Consider the following 24,067-nt stretch of genomic DNA (forward strand, 5'->3'; position numbering starts at 1 on the left):
ATCACAATTGTAGCCTTTTATATGTTAAATTTCAATGAATTTTAATATGTGGAATTATCATCCCCTTATTCGATTAACTCCGGCTGACCTTTTTTTATTTTAAATTTCTGCTCCTCTATATTCACATTGTTTTTTTTATCAATACTGATTCTTAGCATAAGCCCCTCATCAGTGCCCTTTGGTATCTGCTTATCAAATATGCAATTACCCAGACTGTAATAAATATATTTGTTTTTATAAACCTCGCTCTCCTGTATTACATGAGGATGGGCTCCCACCACAAAGTCGGCACCATTATTTATGGCATATCTTGCAAGATCTTTTTGCATCTTGCTTGCAAATCGTTCATATTCAATTCCCCAGTGAAAATATACAATTTTAAAATCAGCTTTCATATTTTCAAGTTCAGCTTTTATTTTTTCGGATTTATTTCCGTCATAATCTAAAAGATAATTTATATTGGCTTTGTCCGCATTATATACAAAGCCCTCCGGCGGAAATATGCTGTATGCCAAAACCCCCAGCCGAAAGCCGTTCTTTTCAAAAATATAGCTCATATCCTCTCCGACTCTTTCACCGGCTCCCACATATGAGATGCCGGCTCTTGCCAGTCCATCCATGGTATCTTTTAAACCCTCGGATCTATAGTCCATTGTATGATTATTTGCCAGGTCACAGAGGTCTATACCCGCTTTTTTCATGGCTTTTGCATTGTCGGCTGAGGCTTTAAACACAAAGCGACTCGCCTTATTGGCTCCACGGCTGTATTCGGTAATAGGACATTCAAGGTTAACTATCGTAAGATCATCCTCTAAGAAAATATCTTTCATATTCTCATAGAGATAATCATACCCACTCTTTTTTATATAGCTGTCCACCCCTCTTGAAAGCATAATATCACCGACAATTGTAAGTTCTATACTTTCATTTTTTTTGCTTCGAAAACAGCAGACAGCTATACCTGATACGGACATTATAATTAAAATCAATATAAAAATATTTTTTTTATTTTTTAACATCCTGAACTGTAAGGAACTTCAGGAGTTATTATCTCCTCTCCCTCCTCCTCTTGCATATAATCTTCTACAAACAGAGGTCTCTTGGGCGGTCTTTTAACCATATTCTGCCATGCCTCATCCGTCAGTCTTTCATTACCTATAAATTCAAAATAATCAAACACTGCACCTCTTGTCAAATACAGCTTGCCCTCTATAGGTACAGCAACATATATTTCAGCGGCATTTCCTACACCTACTTCAAGATATCCCATACCGCCGCTTGTATTTGCAGAATGAATATCCGCTATCTGTGCCATATTCTTATCTGTATCGGACTCTATCTGATACCAGTCTTGAGCCTCTGCAATACTGCTGCTTAAATACTCAAGTGTTCCTCCATATGTCATTAAGGTATCATTCTCTTCATATGTAAGACTTTCTCCCTTAAGTTCCTTTATAGAGCATTTCTTTAAAAATTCCAGCAATTCAATTATATTTTCACATTTTTCTTTCATACTGTCACTTATTCCGTTTCTTTGTGACAGTCCTTCCATAGTTTGCTTTGTAAGCCATATAAGTCTGTTATAAAATTCAGGGTTAGGCTCCACATATCCTGTAACTTTTGGCGGCTCCTCTTCCTCTCCTCCACATTCCACACTGCTTTGGGCACCGTATAATATGGTATCATGTCTAAGTTCCGCCCAGCTTCCCAGTGCTGTGGCAAGTGATTTGCTCTCCCATGCCTTATTCCTCATAAAGTTCGGATAACCCTCAGGGAATCTCTGATTTAAACTCTCAAGACTGTAAAGCCATGTGGTATATATATTACCCGTCTTATCCTTAATGCTTCTTTCATCAAATTCGGATTTTACCTCATTGTATTCTTTTTTATAACCATCCCATTCCTTTGAAGGATTATAAAGTGAATCCAATAACTCCTCCGCTCTTTGAGAGCCGAATACAGCCATAACATCAAGTCCGCTCGGGAAAGGTCTTTTTTCATTTGATAGTCTGCTTAAAATTTCCGAATCCGGTATATATCTTTGTCCCATAAATCTAAAGCATAAGCCTATAGAACTGTTCTTTATCTTTGCCTGACCTACTTTATCAAGCTCGGCATAAAGCTTATCCATACCTCCCGCTATATCTTTAGTCTCAGGCATTTCTCCATAAGCAGCCTTTACTATAGCTCCAAACTCCATCGGATTTATATCATTGGTACTTCCTACAAAGAACTCTGTGATTGTATATATATCTTCCCACAGATCCATTCCTTTTTCCTTTGGCAACTCCTCCAGCGCCTCGGTGGCAATGATTGACATATAGGCTCCGTCTTCATTTCTTTTGCCTACTGAATCGGATAAAATAAAGGGTACAACGCCATACATACTCATAGCACCGAAATACGCCTTTAATTCATCACTTCTTGTATAATGTCCCCTAACTTTAAACAAACTGTAGTCAACATCCGTACCGGTGATTGAAGACAAAGTTTTGCTCTCCGCCTTTACATTTGCATAATCCTCTTCTACAAGTGTTTTTATTTCATCCGGCAAACTGCTGTCTTCGCCCAAAAGCTTTTCACATAGGGCAAAATATGCCAAGGTCTTTCCTACAAGTTCTTTATCCTTCTGATTTTTGGTATCCTGATATTTTTGATTTAAAATATTCACCATATTTTTATTCAGCTCTTTAAGTTCTATATAAAGCTTTTCAACCTCCGTCTGCCTGAGAGTATAATCATAAAAAATATGATAGAGCTGTAAAACGGAATCTGTGGTTATAAAACTCGGTATTCTATTATATGTATTTGCCTCATATATATAAAACAACTGTTGGCTGTCCGTAGGATTTACAACAAAACCGTTTTTTTCAATCATTTCCTTTTGCACATCATTAAGATTCCCGAATTGATTCAGATTTTCAATATTTGAAAGAGAGCTCTGTATCTTAATATCAGGAACATTCGCCTCTATTTCAAGTGGAGTGTACTCTCCGTTTGCGGAATAAAACTCCTTTGGCTTTGGCAATTCATAGCCAAGATTTTTTGCTGTAATCGTATTATTTTTCTTATCACTATCAACGCTCTGAGTTTTTTCATCCTTATCATTATTATGTACCTTTATATCGATACTGTATCTGCAGGAAGTTAAAATCAATATAAAAATTATCATTATTGACAAAAATCGTTTTTTCATAAATTTATCCCCTTTTTTATATTTTTTGCCTCTTTATTCCAACAATATACTTTTGTTTACTATTTTCACCTCTCTTTCCTTTCCGTCCGCTATAATCTTTATTCCATACTTATTATTATCAAAATTTATTTTTTTAAATTCTTCACTGCCCTGAATAAACAGGTTAAATCCGAAACCTTCCCATTTATATACCGACAAAATTCTGTTTTTATTTTCAAGTTCTTCTATCGCTATAAGCTCCGCTATACCGTCTTTATCGATATCATCAAGAATAATATCATCAAATGGTCTTGACAGTCTTGAACCAAGCCAAAGCGGTATCAGTTTTTGTGAATCAAAATTATAGAAAAAAGGTCTTTTAGCCAATGCATTGTGAAACTTTACCTTTTTATACATTATAATATTTATATCAGCTCTTTTATCGCCGTCCACATCACCAAGCTGCACCTTTGAAGGCTTCATATTTGTAAAATCAAAGCTGTAATCCGGCTTTTCCCCCAATACTACCTTGCCGTCCAATAATTTAAAATCTCTGTATATTTCTATAAATTTGCCATACGGCTCTCCGCTTGGCAACCTCTTTCTTTCTCCACCGTCATTTATTGCTATAAGTTCATCAGCACCGTCAAGGTCTATATCTCCGATGCTGTATGAAATAATATCTTTATTTGATATATTTGATGATTCCGTTTTCTTACAGGATGAAAGCATAAAAAGCATCAAAATAAATACAACTGTTTTTATTATACAATCTCCCATATATTCCCCTTACGAACTCTTAATATACCATTATTATAATTGCTGTAATGATTTTTTACAACAAAAACAGGCTCCCAATGGGAGCCTGAGCAAAACATAAGCCGGGTTATGTATTAAACGGTCATCTATCTGGTCCTTATGTTACCACAAGGCTCTAGCAACCTACCTGAATTTCGGACGGGCCGCCCTATTCGCTTCGGTCTTGCTTTGGATGGGGTTTACACTGTCCCCATATGTTACCATATGAGCGGTAGTCTCTTACACCACCTTTTCACCCTTACCTTTCGGCGGTTATTTTCTGTTGCACTTTCCTTGGAGTCACCTCCACCGGATGTTATCCGGCATCCTGCCCTATAAAGCCCGGACTTTCCTCACATTTGTGCGACCGTCTGTTTTACTAAAAGATACTTTAACATCCAAAAAAAGATTTGGCAAGGTAAAAATTATACCATAACCACATTCCTTCTGTACGGATTACAAAGCTTTTCACCATATTTTTCAAAGTAAATCGAATTATATAAAAAATCGGCATAAATATTGTTTTCAAATATTTTAAGACTTACAGGACTTAATATATACTTGGCATTACTTATCTTACTGATTATTGGAAGCTCACTTCTCTTTTTCAGCTCTGATAAAAGCTCGCTTGCCTCTTTTTTGAAACCTAAAAGAAGAGGATAGGCGGCCATATTTTTCTCCGACTTTATATCTTCCAACATATTTTTTTTATGATTTAAAAGCAAATGAAATATAGCTCTGCTTATTCTTGTATAAGTAAAATTCTTACTCTTCAGTTTTAATATAAAATCGCTGTAGCTCTTATTTTCAAGTTCAAATATATTTTTTTCTACAGTATTGGCAAGTTCTTTTGAAACATCACAATATGCTGAGAGATCTTCACCCTTACCTAGCTTTTCCAGTATACTTCTTTGAACAGTAAATAAAAAATCATCATCAAATATCGACTTGCTGTTTTTAAACAGATTAATATTTTTATCCGGTATGGCTGATTTAATGCTGTCGTTAAATATATCAAAGTTTGATTCGCTTACAAGTCTCCTTATAGCTGTAGCAGATGAAAACTTGTTTTCTTCTATCTCCTTTTCATGATAACCGCTGCCGCTTCTGCTGATTATAACAGGCTTTATAGCTACATTATTAATTCTTATACTTTTTAAATACTCTATTGCAAGTATATTGTTCGGAGAAGCCAGTAATTTTTTTATTTCATTTATATCTTCTTTACTTTCTTTAAGTTCCTCAAGTATTGCATTATGCCTTGCTTTGGCATAGTTAAGACCGGCTTCCATATGTTTTTTTACTGCAAGCTCCTGCTCTTTATCTGTCAAAACTTTGGCAACAGTATCCAGAAGTTTATAATTATCATTTTCCGCACCGAATGATATAAAGTCTGCTCCGAGTATTTTTAAAAGGCTTATTCCATATCCTGCAAAATCATTTGCACTTGCTGTGCTAAATAGAGCCGGAATTTCAAAAACCGCATCAATTCCGGCATTTAACGCCATCTTTGTTCTTATGCTTTTATCAAATATAGCCGGTGCTCCTCTTTGTACATAATTTCCGCTCATAATTGCGATTATGTAATCGGCGCCTGAAATTTCTTTAGCTTTTTTTATTTGATACTCATGTCCTTTGTGGAAAGGATTATATTCCGCAATAATCCCCAATATCTTCATATTTAAATCACATCGCTCATATCATATAGTCCTGTAGTCTTTCCCTGTAAGAATTTTGCTGCGGATATTGCACCGTTTGCAAATATCTTTCTGGAATATGCCCTGTGACTAAATGTGATGACCTCATCTTCACCTGCAAAGATCACATCATGATCTCCGACTATTGTACCGCCTCTTACAGCAGAAAGACCTATCTCATCAGCTCTTCTAGGCTCATGTCTAGTGCTTCTGTCATATGTATAAGAAAGTTTTTCATCCATATTTTCATTTACCGCATCTGCAAGTAAAATAGCCGTACCGCTCGGTGCATCCAGTTTTCTTCTGTGATGTGCTTCCACTATCTCTATATCAAAGCCGGCAGCTCTAAGTGTAGGAGCTATCTGTGCCAAAACTTTTGATAAAGTGTTTATACCCAAAGACATATTTGCGGAGCGAAGTATTGCTGTAGCTTTTGAAAGTTCGTTGATTCTTTCAATCTGTTTTTCACTGAGTCCTGTAGTACAGATGACGGCCGGTATTTTTTTCTCTTCAATAAAATCCAGAAGATTATCCACAGCCTTCACTGAAGCAAAGTCAATTACAGCATCCACCTCTATATCTATTTTTCTTATATCATCAAATACCGGGAAGTCCCGATTCACATCAGTATTTAAATCAACTCCCGCCACTATTTCAACAGTAGAATCCAAAGCTATAAGCTCGCTAACCACCTTACCCATAGCTCCGTTTGCACCGTTTAATATTATTTTAGTCATTATAATATACCATACTCCTTCATAGCCTTAGCTAAAGCATCCTCGTGTGCCTTTTCCATCTGTGTAAGCGGAAGTCTAAGCGGTCCCACATTCTTTCCCTGTAAGTTCATTGCAGCCTTTACAGGTATAGGATTTACCTCTGTAAACAAATTCTCTACAACGTCAAGAGCCTCTATCTGCATCTTTCTTGCCTTTACAAAATCACCGTCAAGTGCGGCCTGACACATATCATGTGTCTGTCTTGGAGCTACATTTGACAATACTGAAATAACTCCTTTTGCTCCGATACTCATAAGCGGAACCACCTGGTCGTCATTTCCTGAATACATATCTATCTCAGGACATAATCTCAAGGTCTTTACAGCATTTGAGAAGTTTCCGCTTGCCTCTTTTACACCTACTATATTAGGTACATTATTTACCAAGTATGCAATAGTCTCAGGCTCTATATTTACTCCTGTTCTTCCCGGAATATTGTAGAGTACTACAGGAATATCTATTGCATTTGCTATTGCGCTGAAATGCTGTATAAGTCCCTTTTGTGTAGCTTTATTGTAATAAGGTGAAACCACAAGTACACCGTCCGCACCGTATTCCTGTGCCTCTTTTGAAAACTCTACAGCAGTTTCTGTAGAATTTGAACCTGTACCTGCAATTACCGGAATTCTTTTATTTACTATCTCAATTGTTCTCTTTATAACGTCTAAATGTTCTTCTACCGTAAGAGTTGACGCTTCGCCTGTTGTACCGCATGCAATAATACAGTCCGTACCGCCTGCTATCTGCTCCTCAAGTATTTCCTCCAATTTATTGTAATTTACACTACCGTCTTCATTCATAGGTGTAATAAGCGCAACACCTGCTCCTTCAAATATAGCCATAAATGACCTCCTAACTGTTTTGTCTTTTCTTTCTGATACTTATTGCATCTGAACCTACATATCTCGCTTCTGTCTTTGAGTATGCAAACTTTTGCGAACTGTATAATCCGTAATAGCCTGATAAAACGAAACTGACTCCCACTACTATAGCATAATAATTAAGTCCGAGGCTACCGCAAAACTCTATTCCCATAAAAATGGAAGCTATCGGACAGTTGGTTACTCCCACAAAGCATGCAATCATTCCACATGCGGTACATAGCTCATACGGAAGTCCGAACACCTTTGCAAAAGCACCTCCGAAGGTTGCTCCTATAACAAATGTCGGAACTATCTCTCCACCTTTAAAGCCTCCTCCAAGGGCTACTGCAGTAAAAAGTATTTTCATAAGAAATGCTTCGTATCTCACATCTCCTTCCATACTTCTTTCTATCAGCCAAAATCCGCCTCCGTTATAATCTCTGCTTCCCGAGATTATAGTTAATATTATAAATAAAATTGATGCAACTACAATCCTAATATAATGATTTTTAAAATATTTTTTATAAAGATCCGCACTTTCATGCATCACTACAGAAAACAATATAGCCACCGTTGCGCTTAAAGCCGCAAGTAATATCATAAATAATACCATCCTAAGGCTCCACTCCGGCGCATTTTGTAATATAAATTTCTCTTCAGGTGTATGTAAAAGTCCTGCAATATATACCGCAACATATGATGAAAGTATACATGGAATAAGTGCCGCATGATACATTACACCTACGCTGAATATTTCCATACTGAATATTGATGCTGTAATCGGTGTTCCGAAAAGTGCCGAAAAGCATGCCGCCATTCCACACATTATTGCAATATTTATATCGGCCTTATCTGAAAATTTGCTCTGTCCAAGCTTTAGTCTTCTTCCTATAAAACTTCCGATACTTCCGCCTATCTGCAATGCCGCACCTTCTCTTCCCGCACTTCCTGAAGTCAAATGTGTAAGAAATGATGATATATAAATAGCCGGTGCCATCTTTAAAGGCAGTCTTTCTCCTGATGAGATTGAATCAATTACATAGTTGGTTCCCCTTGGATTGTCGGCATGTATAAAATGATAAAGCAACGCAATCAAAAGTCCCGCTATAGGCATAAGGTAAAGTGTATAGCTGTGACTTCTCCAGATTCTTGTCGCAAAATCTATGGCATGTCCGAAGCTTGAGCCCGCAACACCTACAACTACTCCTATTATAACTGAAACTATCCCCCATTTTATGCAATAAATTATATTGGTTTTAAAATGAAATTTATTTAAAAATCCTCTGAAATCTACATTTACTTTTTCATCAAGCATTATAAGTTCCCTTACTCCTTACAAGTTTTGGTCTATATCCCTCTTTATTCAATCTTTCAACTATCTGTTTCTTATGCTCCGTTCCGTAGGCTTCAATAGTGATTCTAAGCTCTACTGCAGCATTTCTGTTGATACTTATAAACTGATTATGCTCAAGCTTTACAACATTTCCTCTCTCACTTGCCAAAAGGTCCGCCACCTTTGCAAGCTCACCCGGCTTATCCGGCAAAAGCACCGAAACGGTGAATATTCTGCCCCTCTCAATAAGACCATGCTGTATAAGTGATGCCATTGTTATAACATCCATATTCCCGCCGCTTAGAATTGACACTATCTTTTTTCCCTTTACATTCAGATGTTTCAGTGCGGCAACGGTAAGTAAACCTGAATTTTCAACTATCATCTTGTGGTTTTCCACCATATCAAGAAATGAAACTATAAGCTCATTGTCATTGATAGTTATAATATCATCCACATTTTCTTTGACATAATTAAACAGCTTATCCCCCGGTGTCTTTACCGCGGTTCCGTCTGCAATTGTATTTGCGGAATCCAAAGTTATTATATGTCCTTCTTTTATAGATGCCTTCATACATGCCGCATTTTCAGGCTCGACACCTATAACATGTATATTCGGATTCAACATCTTTGCAAGTGTTGCCACTCCTGCACATAGGCCACCGCCACCTATCGGTACCAGTATATAGTCTACAGTAGGAAGCTCTTTTATTATTTCCATGGCAATGCTTCCCTGTCCTGTAGCCACTGTCAAGTCATTGAAAGGATGCACAAAGGTTGCCCCACTCTCTTTGGCATACTCCATAGCCTTTGTGGCCGCCTCATCAAATACATCTCCGTAAAGTTCTACATTTGCACCGTAGTTTTTTGTTCTGTTTATCTTTATAAGAGGTGTTGTGGTAGGCATAAATACTGTAGCCTTTATCCCTGCAAGTTTTGCGGCATATGCCACTCCCTGTGCATGGTTACCTGCCGATGCCGTTACAATTCCTTTTTTCTTTTCTTCTTCAGATAAAGTCGATATCTTATAGTATGCTCCTCTTACCTTGTATGCTCCTGTATACTGCATATTTTCAGGCTTGAAAAATACTTTATTTCCTGATTGCTCTGAAAAAAACTCACTGAAAACCAGCTTGGTCTCCGATGTAACTTTTTGCACCAGCTCGCTGGCTTCTTCAAATTTTTCTAATGTAAATTCCTTCATGATTGCCTCGATTCTATTTTTAATAATTTGTAACAGCTTTTTTATTACTCATTACTAAACAGTGCATCTACAAATTCCTGTGAATCGAACTTGTGTAAATCGTCTATTTTCTCCCCCACACCGATATACTTTACCGGAATTGAAAGCTCAGCCTGTATTGCTACGGCAATACCTCCCTTTGCACTTCCGTCAAGTTTTGTCAGTATTATTCCTGTTATATTTGCGGCTTCATTAAATACCCTTGCCTGCTCAAGTGCATTTTGTCCTGTAGTACCGTCAAGCACTACCAATGTCTCTCTGTAGGCATCCGGATATTCTCTTTCAATTATTTTATTTATCTTTTTCAGCTCTTCCATAAGATTTTTCTTATTGTGAAGTCTTCCTGCCGTATCGACTATCATTACATCGGTATTTCTTGCTATTGCGGCTTTGCAGGCGTCAAATACCACTGCTCCCGGGTCCGAACCCTCGTTTTGAGCGATTATATCCACACCGGCTCTCTTTGTCCACTCTTCAAGCTGCTCTATTGCCGCGGCTCTGAAAGTATCCGCGGCTACCACAAGTACTTTCTTTCCGTCTTTTTTAAGCTGACTTGCAAGCTTTCCTACAGATGTGGTCTTTCCTACACCGTTTACACCTATAACAAATACTACGGATTTTCTGTTTTCAAATTCATAAGCATTCTCACCCAGATCCATTCTTTGCTTTATAGTTTCAATAAGCACATCTTTACACTGTGAAGGTGAAGTCAGATGTTCTTCCTTTACTCTTTTTCTGAGCTCTTCTATGATATCTGTGGAAGCTCTGATACCGATATCACCCATAATAAGTGTCTCTTCAAGCTCCTCATAAAAATCCTCATCTATTACATCATATCCAAGAAAGACATTTTCTATTCCGCTTACAACGGCATTTCTTGTCTTTGTAAGGCCTTCTACCAGCCTCGAAAAAAATCCTCTTTTCTTTTCTTCCATGTCAAACTCCTAATTATCCAATTCATTCTCTATAAGATTTACTGAAACAAGTGTTGAAACTCCTTTTTCCTGCATAGTAATTCCATAAAGTCTGTCCGAAGATACCATAGTACCACGTCTATGTGTAATTACTATGAATTGTGTATGATCTGTCAACTTATGCAAATACTTTGCAAATCTGTCTACATTTGAATCATCCAAAGCCGCCTCTATTTCGTCAAGAAGCGCAAAAGGTGAAGGTTTCAGATTTTGTATTGCAAAAAGAAGTGCAATAGCTGTGAGCGCCTTCTCGCCTCCTGAAAGCTGCATCATATTTTGAAGTTTCTTTCCCGGCGGCTGTGAAATAATTGCAATACCAGCTTCAAGCATATCATCCTGCTCTTCAAGTACCAACTTACCGCTACCACCGCCAAAGAGCTCCTTAAATACTTCATCAAATTCTTTGGCTATTTCTTCAAACTTTTCAGCGAACTGCTTTTTCATAGCAATATCAAGTTCTTCAATAATCTTTATCAAAGTCTCTTCAGCTTCTAAGATATCCGAATGTTGCTTTTTCATAAGCTCATATCTTCCCGAAACTTCATTGTAATCTGAAATGGCATTTACATTTACATTTCCAAGAGCTTTGATTTTTGATCTGAGTTCCTGTATCTTTGCTCTGATATCATTTAAACTCATACCTGTATCAGTCTTTAGCTCCAAAGAAGAATTATATGTGAGTTCATATTCATTCCACATATAGTTTGTTCTCTCTGAAATTCTTTCTTCAGATTTTTCTATCTGACCTCTTAGCCTATAGATATCTCTGTCAAGAAGTGAAACCCTGTCACTGTAAACATCTCTGTTTTCAAATATCTTATTCTGTGACTTACTCTTTGTTTCCTTGATTTCACTCAGCTCTTCTTCTTTTTTCTTAAGCTCCTCTATTTTTTGAGCAAGTTCCTCTCTTGCCGTTTGCTCTTCTTCAATTCTTTGATTTTTCTCCGTTATGTTTCTTATGATATCTTCGGCCTTACCCTTTAGCCCTGATTTTTCGGCTATAAGAGCATCCATATCCGCTTTTGTTCTGTTTACATTCTCATCGCTGAATTCAAGTCGCTGCGATATATTTGCATATTCAAGCTTTGAAGAATTAAGTCTTTCAACCACAGTTTCTCTTTTGCTTCTATGGCTTTGGATTTCTTTTTCAATACTTTCAATATCTTTTCCGACTTTTCCAAAGTCCTCGCCTACATTAAGAAGTGTATTATCAAGTCTCTTGGTCTCATTTTCTATTTCTGTAAGTTCATTGTCGATATTTTCAAAATCTGTCTGAACGGAAACAGATGAAGTCTTTAATTCATCAAGCTTCTCTATAAGACTGTTTTTTCTATGCTCTATATTATTTTTTTCAATAATAAGTTCCTGGCTCTGTACTCTGTTTTCTTCAAGTTTTGCAGTTATAGAATTTCTCTCAGCCTTGAAGCCTTCCACCTTATCATTTGTCTCTGTATAATTTTTTAAAAGTTCTGTTATTTCAGCTTCAAGTTCGTCTATTTCACGCTTTCTACCAAGCAGATTTCCTGCCCCTTTAAAAGCACCACCGCTTATAGAACCTCCGGGACTTAAAGACTCACCGTCAAGTGTAACAACTCTGTACTCATATCTGAACTTCTTTTCAAATGCGATTGCATTATCAATATTGTCGATAACAACAATCTTACCTAGTAGGCTTCCTACCAAATTTACATAATCACTGTCAAACTCTACAAGCTCCGATGCTATTCCTATAACACCTTTTTCTTTTAGAAATTCTTTATTTGAAAATGTTGAATTTCTTACTGAAGACAGCGGCAGGAATGTGGCTCTTCCGTATTTATTTTTCTTAATATAGTCAATAAGAATCTTTGCTGTGTTCTCGGAATCTGTAACTATATTCTGAATTCTTCCTCCGAGAGCCGTTTCTATGGCAATCTCATACTTTTGTGATGCCTTGATAATATCTGCAACAACTCCGTGAATACCGCCGATTCTGTCTCTGGTCTCCATAATTTTTTTTATGGAATTGCCATATCCCTCATATCTTTCGGCAATATTTTTCATCGAAGTGAGTCTTGCGGATTCTCTTTGGTATTTTATCTGCAAGTCCGATGCCACCTTTGCAAATCTTGTTATCTCCGTATGAATTGCTTCATTTTTATTTTCAAGCTCTTTCTTTACCTCATTGACGGCATCTATCGAAGCGTTTATCTTTGAAAGATTTTTATCCTCTTCTTCAACCTTTATCTCTAAAGTATTTTGTCCTGTTTTACTCTCCAAAAGTCTCTGTGTCATTTGAGATTTTCTGAGTCGTACCTGCTCAAGGATACCTTTATATCTTTCCTTCTTTGCTCTAAGATCGGCATTCTTTGAGTTAAACTCTTCTGAAGCATTTTTTAAATCTTCAAGTCTTTTTGTGAGTTCATTGATATTCTTATCAATATTTTCAAGTTCCTTAAAAACACTGTTTTCTTTTTCTCGTGCTTCATTTAAAAGCCTTTGTAAAGAATTCTTTTCCTCTTCAAGTTTATCAAGCTCTTTTTGCTTTTTTTCTATATCACTGTCTATATTCTCGCCTCTGGATGCAAGATTTTCATTATTCTTGTTTTCGGAATTTATCTGCTCCTTTAAGATTTCAATATGAGAAGTGATTTCCTGCAATGTAATACTTGTAGTACTTCTTGTATTTCTTAATTCATCCAGCTCTTCATCTATCTTTTTTAAATCTGCAGTGATATTTTCATAGTCCAGTTTCGATTTTTCAAGTGAAGCTTTTGCATCGTTTAAGTCATCTGAAAGAAGTTTTTCTCTCTTTTTATATTCATTCAGGTTTTGTGTTATGCTGTCATACTCCATTATATAGCTGTTCACATCAAAGGTTTTCAGTTCTTCACGCAATGCTAAAAACTCTTTGGCAACCTTTGCCTGTCTTTCAAGAGGACCAACCTGTTTTTCAAGCTCTGTAAGAATATCGTTTACTCTCACGAGGCTTTCTCTCTCAGACTCCAGTTTTTTTAGAGCCAGACCTTTTCTTCTTTTAAACTTTGTGATGCCTGCAGCCTCGTCAAAAAGTTCTCTTCTTTCTTCAGGTTTTCCGTTGAGTATCTTATCTACCTGTCCCTGTCCTATAATGGAATATCCATCCTTACCTATACCTGTATCAAAGAAAAGCTCACTGATATCCTTTAACCTGCAGGCGGAACCGTTTATCATATACTCACTTTCTCCGGATCTGAAAAGCCTTCTTGAAACCGTAACTTCTTCAAAGTCGATATCAAGCTTATGATCGGAGTTATCCAAAGTAATCGCAACATATGCAAATCCCAGCGGTTTTCTAAGCTCGGTCCCTGCAAATATGACATCCTGCATATTTCCGCCTCTGAGCTGCTTTGCACTCTGTTCACCAAGTACCCATCTTACCGCATCCGAAACATTACTTTTTCCTGAGCCGTTCGGTCCTACAATACCGGTTATTCCATTGTGGAAATCAAATACAATTTTATTTGCAAAGGATTTAAATCCTTGAATTTCAATACGTTTTAAATACATTCTTCAATTTTCCCCAATTTTTTTAGTGCTTCATAGGCTGCCGCCTGTTCCGCCGACTTTTTACTTACACCTTCTCCCATTCCTATTGTTTTACCGTCAATTTTTACCGCAACTACGAATTTTTTTAAATGATCGGGCCCCTCTTCAGATAATAGGGCGTATTCCACAGTTTTAGAATCCTGTGATTGAATCACTTCCTGTAATATAGTCTTGCTATCATAAAAGAAGACTTTATTTTCGTATTCATTCAGAATGAATTTTAAAATCACCTCTTTTGCATTAGCAAAACCACCATCTAAATAGATGCTGCCGATGAGTGCCTCAAATGCATCACTTATAATGCTGGGTCTCATCCTTCCGCCTGTATGTTCCTCGCCTTTTCCAAGTTTTAAAAACTTACTTAGTTTTATATTTTTGGCACAATCCGCCAAAGCCGGTTCACAAACAAAACTCGCTCTTATTTTTGTAAGCTCACCCTCCGGCTTATCCGGGTAGACTCCATAGAAAAATTCACTGCTTACAAGTTCCAAAACGGCATCCCCCAAAAACTCAAGTCTTTCATTTGACCCGTTTTTACCGAGCTGATGCTCATTTGCATATGAACTGTGAGTAAGTGCCTGACTCAAAAGCTCTTTATTCTTATACTCATATCCTAATAATTCCTGTAATTCATTTAAATTATTATTCATACAAACCCTCTACTATTTCTAATTTTATAAAAGAGGCTATTATCATTAGATTAAATATTATGCTTCTTATTTTACAATCCTTGTAGCGTTTAACACTTTCGTAAAGCGAGACAGGATTCAGCAGTCGAGGACCTGTTTGAGTGCAGTTCGCTGCTCTTCAAGCGAACAAACGAGTTCCGCAGACTGCGTAAAATCCTGCGAAGCTTTAAGAAAGTGTTGCGATTAGGATTGTAAAATATAAGCGATAATAACTCATAATGGTTAATAGCCTCATTATCTTTCATCCAGGAGTCAATTACCGGTTGCCTTCTTTATTTCTTCTACCGCATCATTTACAGTATGAATATTCTCTGCAACTTCCTGAGGTATCTCAAGCTCAAATTCTTCTTCAATTCCTGTGATAATCTCAAACAGGTCAAGTGAATCGGCTCCCAAATCGTCTACAAAAGCTGAATTAAGTTCAATTGTACTCTCATCAATATTTAAAACCTCAGCGATAATTTTCTTTAATTTCTCAAACTCCATTTTTTTCTCCATTCTAATTCTTTGTCATTTTTTCTCTTATAATATCACTCAAAGCTTCTTCTTTAAAGCTCTTGCATTGCAAAATTGAATTACAAATTTCATTTGCCTTTGAATTACCATGTGCTTTTACCACAAGGCCATTCAAACCAAGCAAAGGCGCTCCGCCGTATTCACTCGCATCAAAGGACTTCAATGTCTCTTTTAATGATGATTTTATCATCATTGCACCTATCTTTGTAAAGACATTTTTCATCAAAGCATCTTTTATCTTACCGAGCAGTGTAGAACCCAAGCCTTCATAAAGCTTTAGTATAACATTACCCACAAATGCTTCACAAACTATAATATCGGCACCGCCCTTAGGTATCTCTCTTGACTCTACGCTGCCGATGAAGTTGATATCATCACACTCTTTCAAAAGCGGCATGGTCTCTTTTACAAGAGCATTTCCTTTTTCTTCCTCGGCACCTATATTTACAATGCCGACTCTCGGATTTTTTATACCTATTACTTTTTCCATATACAATGAACCTATTCTGGCAAACTGAACCAGATGTTCAGCCCTTGCATCCACATTTGCACCACAGTCTATAAGCAAAGACACACCTTTTTCTGTAGGAATAAGCGGCGCCAGTGCAGGTCTAAGTATTCCCTTAATCCGGCCTACTATAAGCTGTCCGCCTACAAGAACGGCTCCTGTGCTTCCGGCACTTACAAATCCGTCCGCCTTACCTTCCTTTACAAGGTTCATTCCCACTACTATCGATGAATCTTTCTTTGCTCTGATAGCCGCTACAGGTGCTTCCTCATTTGTTATTACCTCTGTTGCGTAAACCGCACTGCATCTGTCCTTATACTCTTCAGTTATCTTCCCCTCTAAAACCTCCTTCTTACCGACTAAAATAACATTAATGTCTTTATCTTTCTTTAAGGCATCAAACGCCCCTTTTATTATTTCTTCGGGTGAATAATCTCCACCCATTGCATCTAATGCAACTGTAACCATAACACACCTCGAAAGTAAGTTTTACTTTGATACCATTGTATCATATATGAATAGAAAAATATTCGCAATATGAAATTGTTAATATCAAAAATATTTTTGTTATATTTGGTATAACCTGTATTTATAGTCTAATAATTTGTCCGTCAAATCCTTAACACCGTAAGCTCCTTGTCACGCAAAAGATATACCGCCTTTGCACCGGACAGTTTCTTTCTTACGATTCTTCCCTTTTCTTCCAAAGCTTCCCCCTCTTTGCCTAGAGGTGTAATTACCCTGTTGTCTTCTATGATACATTCTACATCATCATGATAGATATTCTGCAAATAAATTTTATAATAATTTATTTTTTCAAAATCATTTTCATTTTTTTTATCAACTATCAGATATACCATATAACCCCCGTCCTATCGCAAGAGTCATTCCGTCTTTTGCCGTCTTTTTAAGTATAAGATTATTGCACTGTATAAGAACCGATCTTTCACATACATTTCCTACACCTACAGTCTGTTTTACAAAATCAGATTCGTTAAACTCTCCTTCGACCTCATTTAATTCATCCTTTGAAAAAGTATTAAATGGAACTAAGAGTTTGTCGGCAAGTTCTTTGATTGCATTTTCATCTTTCTTTATATCAATGCTTCCTACAGCTTTTACGGCTCTTATATCAATGCCCTCTTCTTTTAGTACTTCATTTACAAAATCCCACATTTTTTGTGAATTAGTATTTTTTTTACATCCCACGCCAAGATATATATCCTTGGGTATAAGAGTCAGTACATCGTCATCATAAACTCTGTCGGTAATCCTTACTCTAAGTTCACAGTCCTCATTTAAAGGATTCAATTTCTTTTGGATATCTTCCACATTTATACCGTCAATATCACTGTCAATATCCACAGCTTTTTTATCAAGCAATGCGGCACTCACATCTTTTGCAAGTTTTCTTGATGAGATTATTAGACTATGCTTTTTAGCAAATACATCCACCGCAAATTCTCCGTTTATATCAGTGGCTGTAGTAATAATAGGAGTGGCACCAAGTGCCCCTCCTATATATTCCGCCAATTCATTTGCACCGCCCACATGTCCTGAGAGCAAAGATATCACATATCTGCCAAGCTCATCTATAACAAGTACCGCGGGATCACTAAATTTATCTTTTACATATGGTGCAATGCTTCTTATCGCAATTCCTGTAGCTCCGACAAAAATAATTGCATCATCACTAAAATGCTCTTTTACTGTTTCTTTCAAATCCGTAAAGGCTTTCATTCTACTGTCTGAAATATACTTTGGCATTGTATATGATGATATATTGTTATTCTTTAATATATCCATCAATCTGATATTTATATCTTCACCATTTTTTGTAAATGAAAAAACAGTTATATTCATATCTTTTATAATCCGTATGTATATGTTTCGGTTTCACTTGTTTCAGGTTTCTTTAAGCAGAAAATAACAAGCAAAATAATAGCCGGAATAACCATAGCATATGATATATGGTTTATAGCCGTATTTACCAAATCGGTATCAAGAGCGTGAGGCAGATTTCCTATTGTATTGTTTACCATATGTATAAAAATTGTGTAAAAAATATTTCTTGTTTTGTAGTAAATAAGTCCCATAATGCAGCCCATTATCGCCGTATATACGCTCTGAACAAAGATCATATGCCAGATACCGAATAATACTCCCGATACAATTATTGCAAACCACGGACTCTTTGTTATTCTCTCAAGAGAATTGAAGATAAGAAGTCTGAAAAGTATCTCCTCAACTATAGGTCCTATAATTGATATTGAAAGTAATGACCAGATATATGCTCCTGACTCAAGATCGTCATATACTCCTGAAAAATATTCTGCATTTTTAGCTATAAAAGGTATTGCTACCAAAAATCTGTCAACTATTTCAAACCAAAGACCTGCTATACCATAGAATGCAAATCCCATTACAATACAGAAAATAAATCCTTTTACAAATCCGAGTTTAATTCCTTTTTCATGCTTTTTCACTATAAAAACAGCCAATATCAGGTAGATAACAATAAGCACCACAGATATCAATGTATCCACAAAAGCATTTATACTCGGCAAAAGTACATCAGGTACTATCATGTATTTTACATCCAGATAATTAAATCCTCTGAATATAATATCACTGAGCCACTCGTAACTAAGGTATAAAAGTGCAACTACAATACACCAAAACACTATATTTCTATAATTTCTCTTCATATATCTCCTTATTTTTCCCTTTAAAAAGGTCGCAGATGAAAACACCTACGACCTTGGATTAACTAAAGTATTTCTTATTCTTCGCTAGACTCTGAATTTCTTGCGTTCTCTTTCTCAAGCTCTTCATTTGCCTGTGTTAAAGCCTTGATACTTAATGAAATTTTCTTATCAGCCTCGTTGAACTCAACGATAACTGCCTCAACCTCATCTCCTACCTTAAGTACATCTGAAGGTTTTTCAACATGGTCGTGTGAAATCTGAGATACATGCAACAATGCATCGACACCGTTTGAAATCTCAACGAATGCTCCGAAGTCTGTCATTCTTGCAACTTTTCCCTTAACAACATTTCCACGTGCGAACTTCTCTTCAGCGTCAAGCCATGGATTCTGATCAGGGAACTTCATTGAAAGTGCAATCTTCTCTCCTGAGATATCCTTAATGAAGGCTGTAACGGTATCACCCGACTTAAATACCTTCTTTGGATTCTCTACTCTACCCCAGCTCATCTCTGAGATATGTAAAAGACCGTCTGCACCGCCAAGGTCAACAAATGCTCCGAAATCTGTAACATTCTTTACTGTACCTTCAATTACATCACCCGGTGTTATCTTCTCAAATAAAGCCTTCTTCTGCTCTTCCTTCTTAGCTACAAGAAGCTGCTTTCTGTCACCGATGATTCTTCTTCTCTTAGGATTGAACTCTGTGATAACGAACTCAATCTCTGTATCCTTATATTTAGATAAATCTCTTTCAAATGTATCTGATACAAGTGATGCAGGTATAAATACTCTTGCATCCTCTACCACTACACTGAGACCACCCTCAACTACCTGTATAACTTTTCCTGTAAGAACCTCATGGTTGTTGAAAGCATCCTCAAGCTTCTTATTACCTCTATCTTGAGCCAATCTCTTGTATGAGAGGAGAACCTGACCTTCTCCGTCGTTTATCTTTAAGACTTTTGCTTCCATGTCATCACCGACATTTACAACTGTTCTTAAATCTAAACTGTTGTCATTACTATATTCACTTCTTGTGATGATACCATCTGACTTAAATCCGACATTAAGAATGATCTGATCTTCCTTAACATCAATTACCTTACCGTTGACAACTTCTCCCGTGTGTAGAGTCTTGAATGACTCATCTAACATTTGTTCAAAACTTAGATCTGACAATATTTTGAACCTCCTCAATGATATGTTTTGGGGTTGACGCCCCTGCCGTAATACCTACACTATCCACAGAAAGTAAAGCATCATAATCTAGGTCTTCAAGAGTTTGAATAAAAACTGTATTCTTACATTCTTCCTGACATATTTCCACAAGCTTGCCTGTATTGGAGCTTTTTTTGTCTCCGATAACTATCATGGCATCCACATTTGATGCTATATTTTTTGCCTCAGCTTGTCTTTCCTGTGTTGCATTGCAAATCGTATTAAAACATCTTACATCATAACCCAAAAGCGATATTTTATCAATGATTTCTTGAAATTTTTTATGATTAAATGTCGTTTGAGCTACAATTATTATTTCTTTATCTTTTTTTAATTCTAAATTTATAAATTGTTCGATGTTTTCAACCGCATAGGTATTTTCATCTCCCCAGCCTCTTATTCCCATTACTTCAGGATGCTCGGGATTTCCTATTATTACCACAGTTTTTCCTTTGCCGCTTTGTACGGAAACTATGGCATGAATTTTTTTTACAAACGGACAGGTGGCATCTACCACTCTATGTCCGCTTCTTTTTACAAAATTAAATATCTCTCTGCTTACCCCATGTGAACGTATGATTACAGTTCCCTTCGGCAGTGAAGCCAAATCTTCTATTCTAACGGCTTCCACACCTCTTTTTTTCATATCCTTCACAACTTCCTCATTGTGAATTATGGGTCCCAGAGTATAGACTATATCATTGCCTTTTTTGGCTTCTTCATATACGGTATTTACCGCTTTCTCAACTCCAAAGCAAAAACCGGCACTTTTTGCTAATTCGACTTTCATCTTTCCTCTTTTACCATTGACAGTATCTTTGATACCACCTCTTCAAGTGTCATATCGGATGAATCCAGATAATAAGCATCATCAGCCTGCTTTAGAGGTGATATTTCTCTGTTCATATCGGCTTCATCCCTTTTTATTATCTCATCCTCTATCTCATTTATGTCCAAATCCGTATGTCCTTTTTCTAAAAGTTCCAGATATCTTCTTTTAGCTCTGACTTTTGAACTTGCACTTAAATAAATCTTTAAACCGGCATTTGGAAGTACTACGGTACCTATATCTCTGCCGTCCATCACTACATTTTCTTTTTGTGCCAGTTTTCTTTGAAGTGCCACCAGCTTTTCTCTTACGCTGCCTATGGCACTGAATTTACTTGCCAGCTTTCCTATCTCTTCAAGTCTTAACTTACCTGTGACATCTTCTCCGTTTAGGATAACTTTCTGTGTACCGTCTTCGTACTTTATACTTATTTCAAGCTTTTCCAAAAGACTCTCTATTCTGCTGTCCGTACCGTCCTTTACATCATTCTCCAAAAAGAAAAACGCTACAGCTCTGTACATTGCACCTGTGTCTATATAAATATAACCAAGTCTTTTACTTAAAGCCTTTGCTATACTCGACTTACCCGCTCCCGCAGGTCCGTCAATCGCTATACTGTTCATTTCCTGCTCCTTCTCCTGCCGCATATCCTGTTGACCATGCTATCTGAAGATTATAACCGCCTGTGAATGCATCCAAGTCAAGCACCTCACCTGCAAAGAACAACCCCTTTATTTTCTTTGATTCCATAGTCTTAGGATTTATTTGTGAAACTTCAACTCCACCCTTTGTTATTATAGCCTCATTAAAGCCTCTTGTAGAGCTTATCACATATTCAAGATTTTTTGTAGCATGAACAAGACTATGTCTTTCCTCTTTTGTAAGTAAGTTCACCTTTTTATCGGGATTGAGTTTACTTTGAAATATGACCTCATCTATCAGCTTTGCAGGAAAGAGCTTATTTAGAGAGTTTTTCAAACTTTTATTTTTTTGCTCCGTAAAATCTCTAAGAATTCTTTCATCAAGCTTTTCCTCATCCAGAGCCGGCTTTAGATCGATACTCAATCTGTAACCTTTTATATTCTTGTTTCCGATAACTGCAGATGCGGATATTATTACAGGTCCACTCACTCCGAAATGTGTGAAAAGCATTTCACCGAATTCGTCATATACAAGTTTTTTGTCATTGTAGATATAAGCATGAATATTCTTTAAAGAAAGTCCCTGCAATGCTTTTATTCTCTCACCCTCTATATTAAAAGGTACTAAAGAAGGATAGAGTTTACTTACACTTAAGCCTGCCTCTTTTGCAAATCTGTATCCGTCACCGTCGGAGCCTGTAGCCTGATAGGACATTCCTCCTGTAGCCACTATTACGGCATCAGCCATAATTTTATTTTTTCCGATTGCCACACCGATGCATCTGTCATTTTCTATTATAAGCTCATCCACCTTTGTATTAAGCCTTATATCCACATGCAAATCTCGTATGGCATTTTCAAGCGACTTTATTATATCCGAGGAATGGTCGCTGACAGGGAATACTCTGTTTCCTCTTTCAATCTTAAGCTTCGTTCCGTTGTTCTCCACAAGATTCATAATATCTTCATTTGTGAAGTTTTTAAATGCACTGAATAAAAATCTTTTATTACTTACAACATTTTCCATCACTATATTCATGTCTGAAGCATTTGTAAGATTACATCTGCCCTTGCCTGTAATAAATATCTTTTTACCGAGTTTTTCGTTTTTCTCCAGCAGTATTACCTGCTTTGATGTTAAAGCAGCGGAGTATGCTGCTATCATTCCTGCCGCACCTCCGCCTATTATTATTACTTTTGCCATTTTAAGATACCGATTTCACAAACATATCATATATAGCCTTTATAGTTGTTTCAAAGTCGTTTTCCTTAACACCTACAATGATATTAAGCTCTGATGAACCCTGATCTATCATCTTTACATTGACTCTGGCATGCGCAAGTGCCGCAAATATTCTTCCTGCAGTACCTCTGTTTGCCTTCATACCTCTTCCGACTACAGCTATAAGTGCAAGTCCTGATTCCATTTCTACAGTATCAGGGCCTACAGCTCTATGTATACCTGAAACTATCTGCTGCTCATGCTCTTCAAACTCAGACTGATGTACAAGTACGGTCATAGTGTCAATACCTGAAGGCATATGTTCTATAGATATATTGTTCTGTGCAAAAACATCCAATACTCTTGCGCAGAATCCTACTTCCGAGTTCATCATTGCCTTATCGACATTTATGGCGCAAAATCCCTTCTTACCTGCAATACCTGTGATAGTAAACTTTGAGCTCTTGCAAGTACTCTCTACTATCATTGTACCCTTATCTTCAGGCTTGTTGGTATTTCTTATATTAATAGGAATACCCTCTTTTCTTACAGGGAAGATTGCATCCTCATGAAGTACTGAAGCACCCATATATGCAAGCTCTCTAAGCTCCTTATATGTTATTGATTCAATGGTCTCAGGGTTTGGGATTACTCTCGGATCAGCCACCAAAAATCCCGATACATCAGTCCAGTTCTCATACATATCAGCCTTTATACCTCTGGCAACTATGGAACCTGTGATATCTGAACCTCCTCTTGAGAATGTTCTGATTTTTCCGCTATGGTCACTGCCGTAAAATCCCGGTATTACCGCTCTTTGAACTTTTTCAAGTCTTTCCGCAACTTCCTTATTTGTAGCCTCCGAGTCAAATGTACCGTCCTCAAAGAAAAATATCATTTCAGCAGGATCTACAAACTCCACACCCAGATATTTTGCCATTATAAGGCCGTTTAAATACTCTCCTCTTGATGCCGCATATTCTCTGCCTGCTTTATTTAAAAAGTTTTCCTCTATCTTTGCAAACTCATGATCAAGATTTAAATCAAGTGAAAGTCCGTCTATAATCTCTTCATATCTTGCTTTGATCTTTTCAAATTTTTTCTTATATGAACCGCCTTCTACAGCCGCATCATATGTCTCATATAAAAGGTCTGTTACCTTCTCATCCTTGGAATTTCTTTTTCCGGGTGCGGACGGAACAACAAATCTTCTTGATTTATCAGCCTTTATGATATCTCCCACTTTTTTAAATTGATGTGCACTGGCCAGTGAGCTGCCTCCAAATTTTACTACTTTTATCATTATCT

Annotated in this window: 21 protein-coding genes and 1 other RNA gene; all 22 read right to left on the minus strand. The window is 37.0% G+C overall.

Annotated features, from left to right (window positions below):
• Positions 1-65 precede the first annotated feature (65 nt).
• The 22 genes from EHV10_RS00610 to EHV10_RS00715 all read right to left on the minus strand — a co-directional run bounded on the left by EHV10_RS00610 (position 66) and on the right by EHV10_RS00715 (position 24,062).
• The gene (locus EHV10_RS00610) at positions 66-1,019 is read right to left on the minus strand and encodes a CapA family protein (RefSeq protein ID WP_128672947.1); all 954 of its coding nucleotides are present in this window, start codon (positions 1,017-1,019) and stop codon (positions 66-68) included.
• A complete protein-coding gene (locus EHV10_RS00615; RefSeq protein ID WP_128672948.1) occupies positions 1,013-3,196 on the minus strand; it encodes a DUF3160 domain-containing protein in 2,184 nt (727 codons plus the stop codon). Before EHV10_RS00615 ends, EHV10_RS00610 begins: the two co-directional genes overlap by 7 nt.
• A gap of 33 nt (positions 3,197-3,229) precedes the next feature.
• Entirely contained in the window at positions 3,230-3,955 is a 726-nt protein-coding gene (locus tag EHV10_RS00620; protein WP_128672949.1) for a hypothetical protein, read from the minus strand.
• Between the two features lie 82 nt (positions 3,956-4,037).
• An RNA gene (gene rnpB / locus EHV10_RS00625) (RNase P RNA component class A) lies at positions 4,038-4,356 on the minus strand.
• Positions 4,357-4,398: 42 nt separating this feature from the next.
• Positions 4,399-5,652, minus strand: a complete 1,254-nt coding sequence (locus EHV10_RS00630) for a tRNA(Met) cytidine acetate ligase (RefSeq protein ID WP_128672950.1) — start codon at positions 5,650-5,652, stop codon at positions 4,399-4,401.
• Between the two features lie 2 nt (positions 5,653-5,654).
• Positions 5,655-6,407 carry a 4-hydroxy-tetrahydrodipicolinate reductase gene (gene dapB, locus EHV10_RS00635; protein WP_128672951.1) on the minus strand — a complete coding sequence of 251 codons (753 nt, stop codon included), beginning with the start codon at positions 6,405-6,407 and terminating at the stop codon, positions 5,655-5,657.
• The gene (gene dapA / locus EHV10_RS00640; RefSeq protein WP_128672952.1) at positions 6,407-7,288 is read right to left on the minus strand and encodes a 4-hydroxy-tetrahydrodipicolinate synthase; all 882 of its coding nucleotides are present in this window, start codon (positions 7,286-7,288) and stop codon (positions 6,407-6,409) included. The genes dapB and dapA overlap by 1 nt, the downstream gene beginning before the upstream one ends.
• 10 nt (positions 7,289-7,298) lie before the next feature.
• Positions 7,299-8,624 carry a chloride channel protein gene (locus tag EHV10_RS00645; RefSeq protein ID WP_128672953.1) on the minus strand — a complete coding sequence of 442 codons (1,326 nt, stop codon included), beginning with the start codon at positions 8,622-8,624 and terminating at the stop codon, positions 7,299-7,301.
• Positions 8,617-9,846 carry a threonine ammonia-lyase gene (gene ilvA, locus EHV10_RS00650; RefSeq protein ID WP_128672954.1) on the minus strand — a complete coding sequence of 410 codons (1,230 nt, stop codon included), beginning with the start codon at positions 9,844-9,846 and terminating at the stop codon, positions 8,617-8,619. The genes EHV10_RS00645 and ilvA overlap by 8 nt, the downstream gene beginning before the upstream one ends.
• Before the next feature lie 44 nt (positions 9,847-9,890).
• Positions 9,891-10,820 (minus strand): signal recognition particle-docking protein FtsY, encoded by a 930-nt coding sequence (gene ftsY / locus EHV10_RS00655; protein ID WP_128672955.1) that lies wholly within the window; start codon positions 10,818-10,820, stop codon positions 9,891-9,893.
• Positions 10,821-10,829: 9 nt separating this feature from the next.
• Positions 10,830-14,387, minus strand: coding sequence for a chromosome segregation protein SMC (smc, locus tag EHV10_RS00660; protein WP_128672956.1), 3,558 nt, complete (start codon positions 14,385-14,387; stop codon positions 10,830-10,832).
• Positions 14,378-15,076: a ribonuclease III gene (gene rnc / locus EHV10_RS00665; RefSeq protein WP_128672957.1), complete on the minus strand. Its 699-nt coding sequence runs from the start codon at positions 15,074-15,076 to the stop codon at positions 14,378-14,380. The genes smc and rnc overlap by 10 nt, the downstream gene beginning before the upstream one ends.
• A 291-nt stretch (positions 15,077-15,367) precedes the next feature.
• Positions 15,368-15,601: an acyl carrier protein gene (gene acpP, locus EHV10_RS00670; protein ID WP_007592858.1), complete on the minus strand. Its 234-nt coding sequence runs from the start codon at positions 15,599-15,601 to the stop codon at positions 15,368-15,370.
• Between the two features lie 13 nt (positions 15,602-15,614).
• Entirely contained in the window at positions 15,615-16,607 is a 993-nt protein-coding gene (gene plsX / locus EHV10_RS00675; RefSeq protein ID WP_128672958.1) for a phosphate acyltransferase PlsX, read from the minus strand.
• A 143-nt stretch (positions 16,608-16,750) separates the two neighbouring features.
• Positions 16,751-16,999 (minus strand): hypothetical protein, encoded by a 249-nt coding sequence (locus tag EHV10_RS00680; protein WP_128672959.1) that lies wholly within the window; start codon positions 16,997-16,999, stop codon positions 16,751-16,753.
• Positions 16,980-18,002, minus strand: coding sequence for a cobalt-precorrin 5A hydrolase (gene cbiG / locus EHV10_RS00685; protein ID WP_128672960.1), 1,023 nt, complete (start codon positions 18,000-18,002; stop codon positions 16,980-16,982). Before cbiG ends, EHV10_RS00680 begins: the two co-directional genes overlap by 20 nt.
• Positions 18,003-18,007: 5 nt before the next feature.
• Positions 18,008-18,847, minus strand: a complete 840-nt coding sequence (locus tag EHV10_RS00690) for a CPBP family intramembrane glutamic endopeptidase (protein WP_128672961.1) — start codon at positions 18,845-18,847, stop codon at positions 18,008-18,010.
• A 74-nt stretch (positions 18,848-18,921) separates the two neighbouring features.
• Positions 18,922-20,028 carry a 30S ribosomal protein S1 gene (rpsA, locus tag EHV10_RS00695; protein ID WP_128672962.1) on the minus strand — a complete coding sequence of 369 codons (1,107 nt, stop codon included), beginning with the start codon at positions 20,026-20,028 and terminating at the stop codon, positions 18,922-18,924.
• Complete coding sequence (gene ispH / locus EHV10_RS00700; protein ID WP_128672963.1) at positions 20,009-20,857, minus strand: 4-hydroxy-3-methylbut-2-enyl diphosphate reductase; 849 nt, start codon at positions 20,855-20,857, stop codon at positions 20,009-20,011. The genes rpsA and ispH overlap by 20 nt, the downstream gene beginning before the upstream one ends.
• Positions 20,854-21,519: a (d)CMP kinase gene (gene cmk / locus EHV10_RS00705; protein ID WP_128672964.1), complete on the minus strand. Its 666-nt coding sequence runs from the start codon at positions 21,517-21,519 to the stop codon at positions 20,854-20,856. The genes ispH and cmk overlap by 4 nt, the downstream gene beginning before the upstream one ends.
• Positions 21,500-22,741: a BaiN/RdsA family NAD(P)/FAD-dependent oxidoreductase gene (locus tag EHV10_RS00710; RefSeq protein WP_128672965.1), complete on the minus strand. Its 1,242-nt coding sequence runs from the start codon at positions 22,739-22,741 to the stop codon at positions 21,500-21,502. Before EHV10_RS00710 ends, cmk begins: the two co-directional genes overlap by 20 nt.
• Position 22,742: 1 nt before the next feature.
• A complete protein-coding gene (locus EHV10_RS00715) occupies positions 22,743-24,062 on the minus strand; it encodes an aspartate kinase (protein ID WP_128672966.1) in 1,320 nt (439 codons plus the stop codon).
• Positions 24,063-24,067: the final 5 nt, after the last annotated feature.

Origin of the sequence: Lachnoanaerobaculum gingivalis (genome assembly GCF_003862475.1) — a bacterium.
Classification (GTDB): Bacteria; Bacillota; Clostridia; order Lachnospirales; family Lachnospiraceae; genus Lachnoanaerobaculum; species Lachnoanaerobaculum gingivalis.

Excerpts from the sequence above, each read along its gene's own strand:
- EHV10_RS00610 (WP_128672947.1), bottom strand. The coding sequence starts at position 1,019 with ATGTTAAAAAATAAAAAAAATATTTTTATATTGATTTTAATTATAATG.
- EHV10_RS00615 (WP_128672948.1), bottom strand. The coding sequence starts at position 3,196 with ATGAAAAAACGATTTTTGTCAATAATGATAATTTTTATATTGATTTTA.
- EHV10_RS00620 (WP_128672949.1), bottom strand. The coding sequence starts at position 3,955 with ATGGGAGATTGTATAATAAAAACAGTTGTATTTATTTTGATGCTTTTT.
- EHV10_RS00630 (WP_128672950.1), bottom strand. The coding sequence starts at position 5,652 with ATGAAGATATTGGGGATTATTGCGGAATATAATCCTTTCCACAAAGGA.
- dapB (WP_128672951.1), bottom strand. The coding sequence starts at position 6,407 with ATGACTAAAATAATATTAAACGGTGCAAACGGAGCTATGGGTAAGGTG.
- dapA (WP_128672952.1), bottom strand. The coding sequence starts at position 7,288 with ATGGCTATATTTGAAGGAGCAGGTGTTGCGCTTATTACACCTATGAAT.
- EHV10_RS00645 (WP_128672953.1), bottom strand. The coding sequence starts at position 8,624 with ATGCTTGATGAAAAAGTAAATGTAGATTTCAGAGGATTTTTAAATAAA.
- ilvA (WP_128672954.1), bottom strand. The coding sequence starts at position 9,846 with ATGAAGGAATTTACATTAGAAAAATTTGAAGAAGCCAGCGAGCTGGTG.
- ftsY (WP_128672955.1), bottom strand. The coding sequence starts at position 10,820 with ATGGAAGAAAAGAAAAGAGGATTTTTTTCGAGGCTGGTAGAAGGCCTT.
- smc (WP_128672956.1), bottom strand. The coding sequence starts at position 14,387 with ATGTATTTAAAACGTATTGAAATTCAAGGATTTAAATCCTTTGCAAAT.
- rnc (WP_128672957.1), bottom strand. The coding sequence starts at position 15,076 with ATGAATAATAATTTAAATGAATTACAGGAATTATTAGGATATGAGTAT.
- acpP (WP_007592858.1), bottom strand. The coding sequence starts at position 15,601 with ATGGAGTTTGAGAAATTAAAGAAAATTATCGCTGAGGTTTTAAATATT.
- plsX (WP_128672958.1), bottom strand. The coding sequence starts at position 16,607 with ATGGTTACAGTTGCATTAGATGCAATGGGTGGAGATTATTCACCCGAA.
- EHV10_RS00680 (WP_128672959.1), bottom strand. The coding sequence starts at position 16,999 with ATGGTATATCTGATAGTTGATAAAAAAAATGAAAATGATTTTGAAAAA.
- cbiG (WP_128672960.1), bottom strand. The coding sequence starts at position 18,002 with ATGAATATAACTGTTTTTTCATTTACAAAAAATGGTGAAGATATAAAT.
- EHV10_RS00690 (WP_128672961.1), bottom strand. The coding sequence starts at position 18,847 with ATGAAGAGAAATTATAGAAATATAGTGTTTTGGTGTATTGTAGTTGCA.
- ispH (WP_128672963.1), bottom strand. The coding sequence starts at position 20,857 with ATGAAAGTCGAATTAGCAAAAAGTGCCGGTTTTTGCTTTGGAGTTGAG.
- cmk (WP_128672964.1), bottom strand. The coding sequence starts at position 21,519 with ATGAACAGTATAGCGATTGACGGACCTGCGGGAGCGGGTAAGTCGAGT.
- EHV10_RS00710 (WP_128672965.1), bottom strand. The coding sequence starts at position 22,741 with ATGGCAAAAGTAATAATAATAGGCGGAGGTGCGGCAGGAATGATAGCA.
- EHV10_RS00715 (WP_128672966.1), bottom strand. The coding sequence starts at position 24,062 with ATGATAAAAGTAGTAAAATTTGGAGGCAGCTCACTGGCCAGTGCACAT.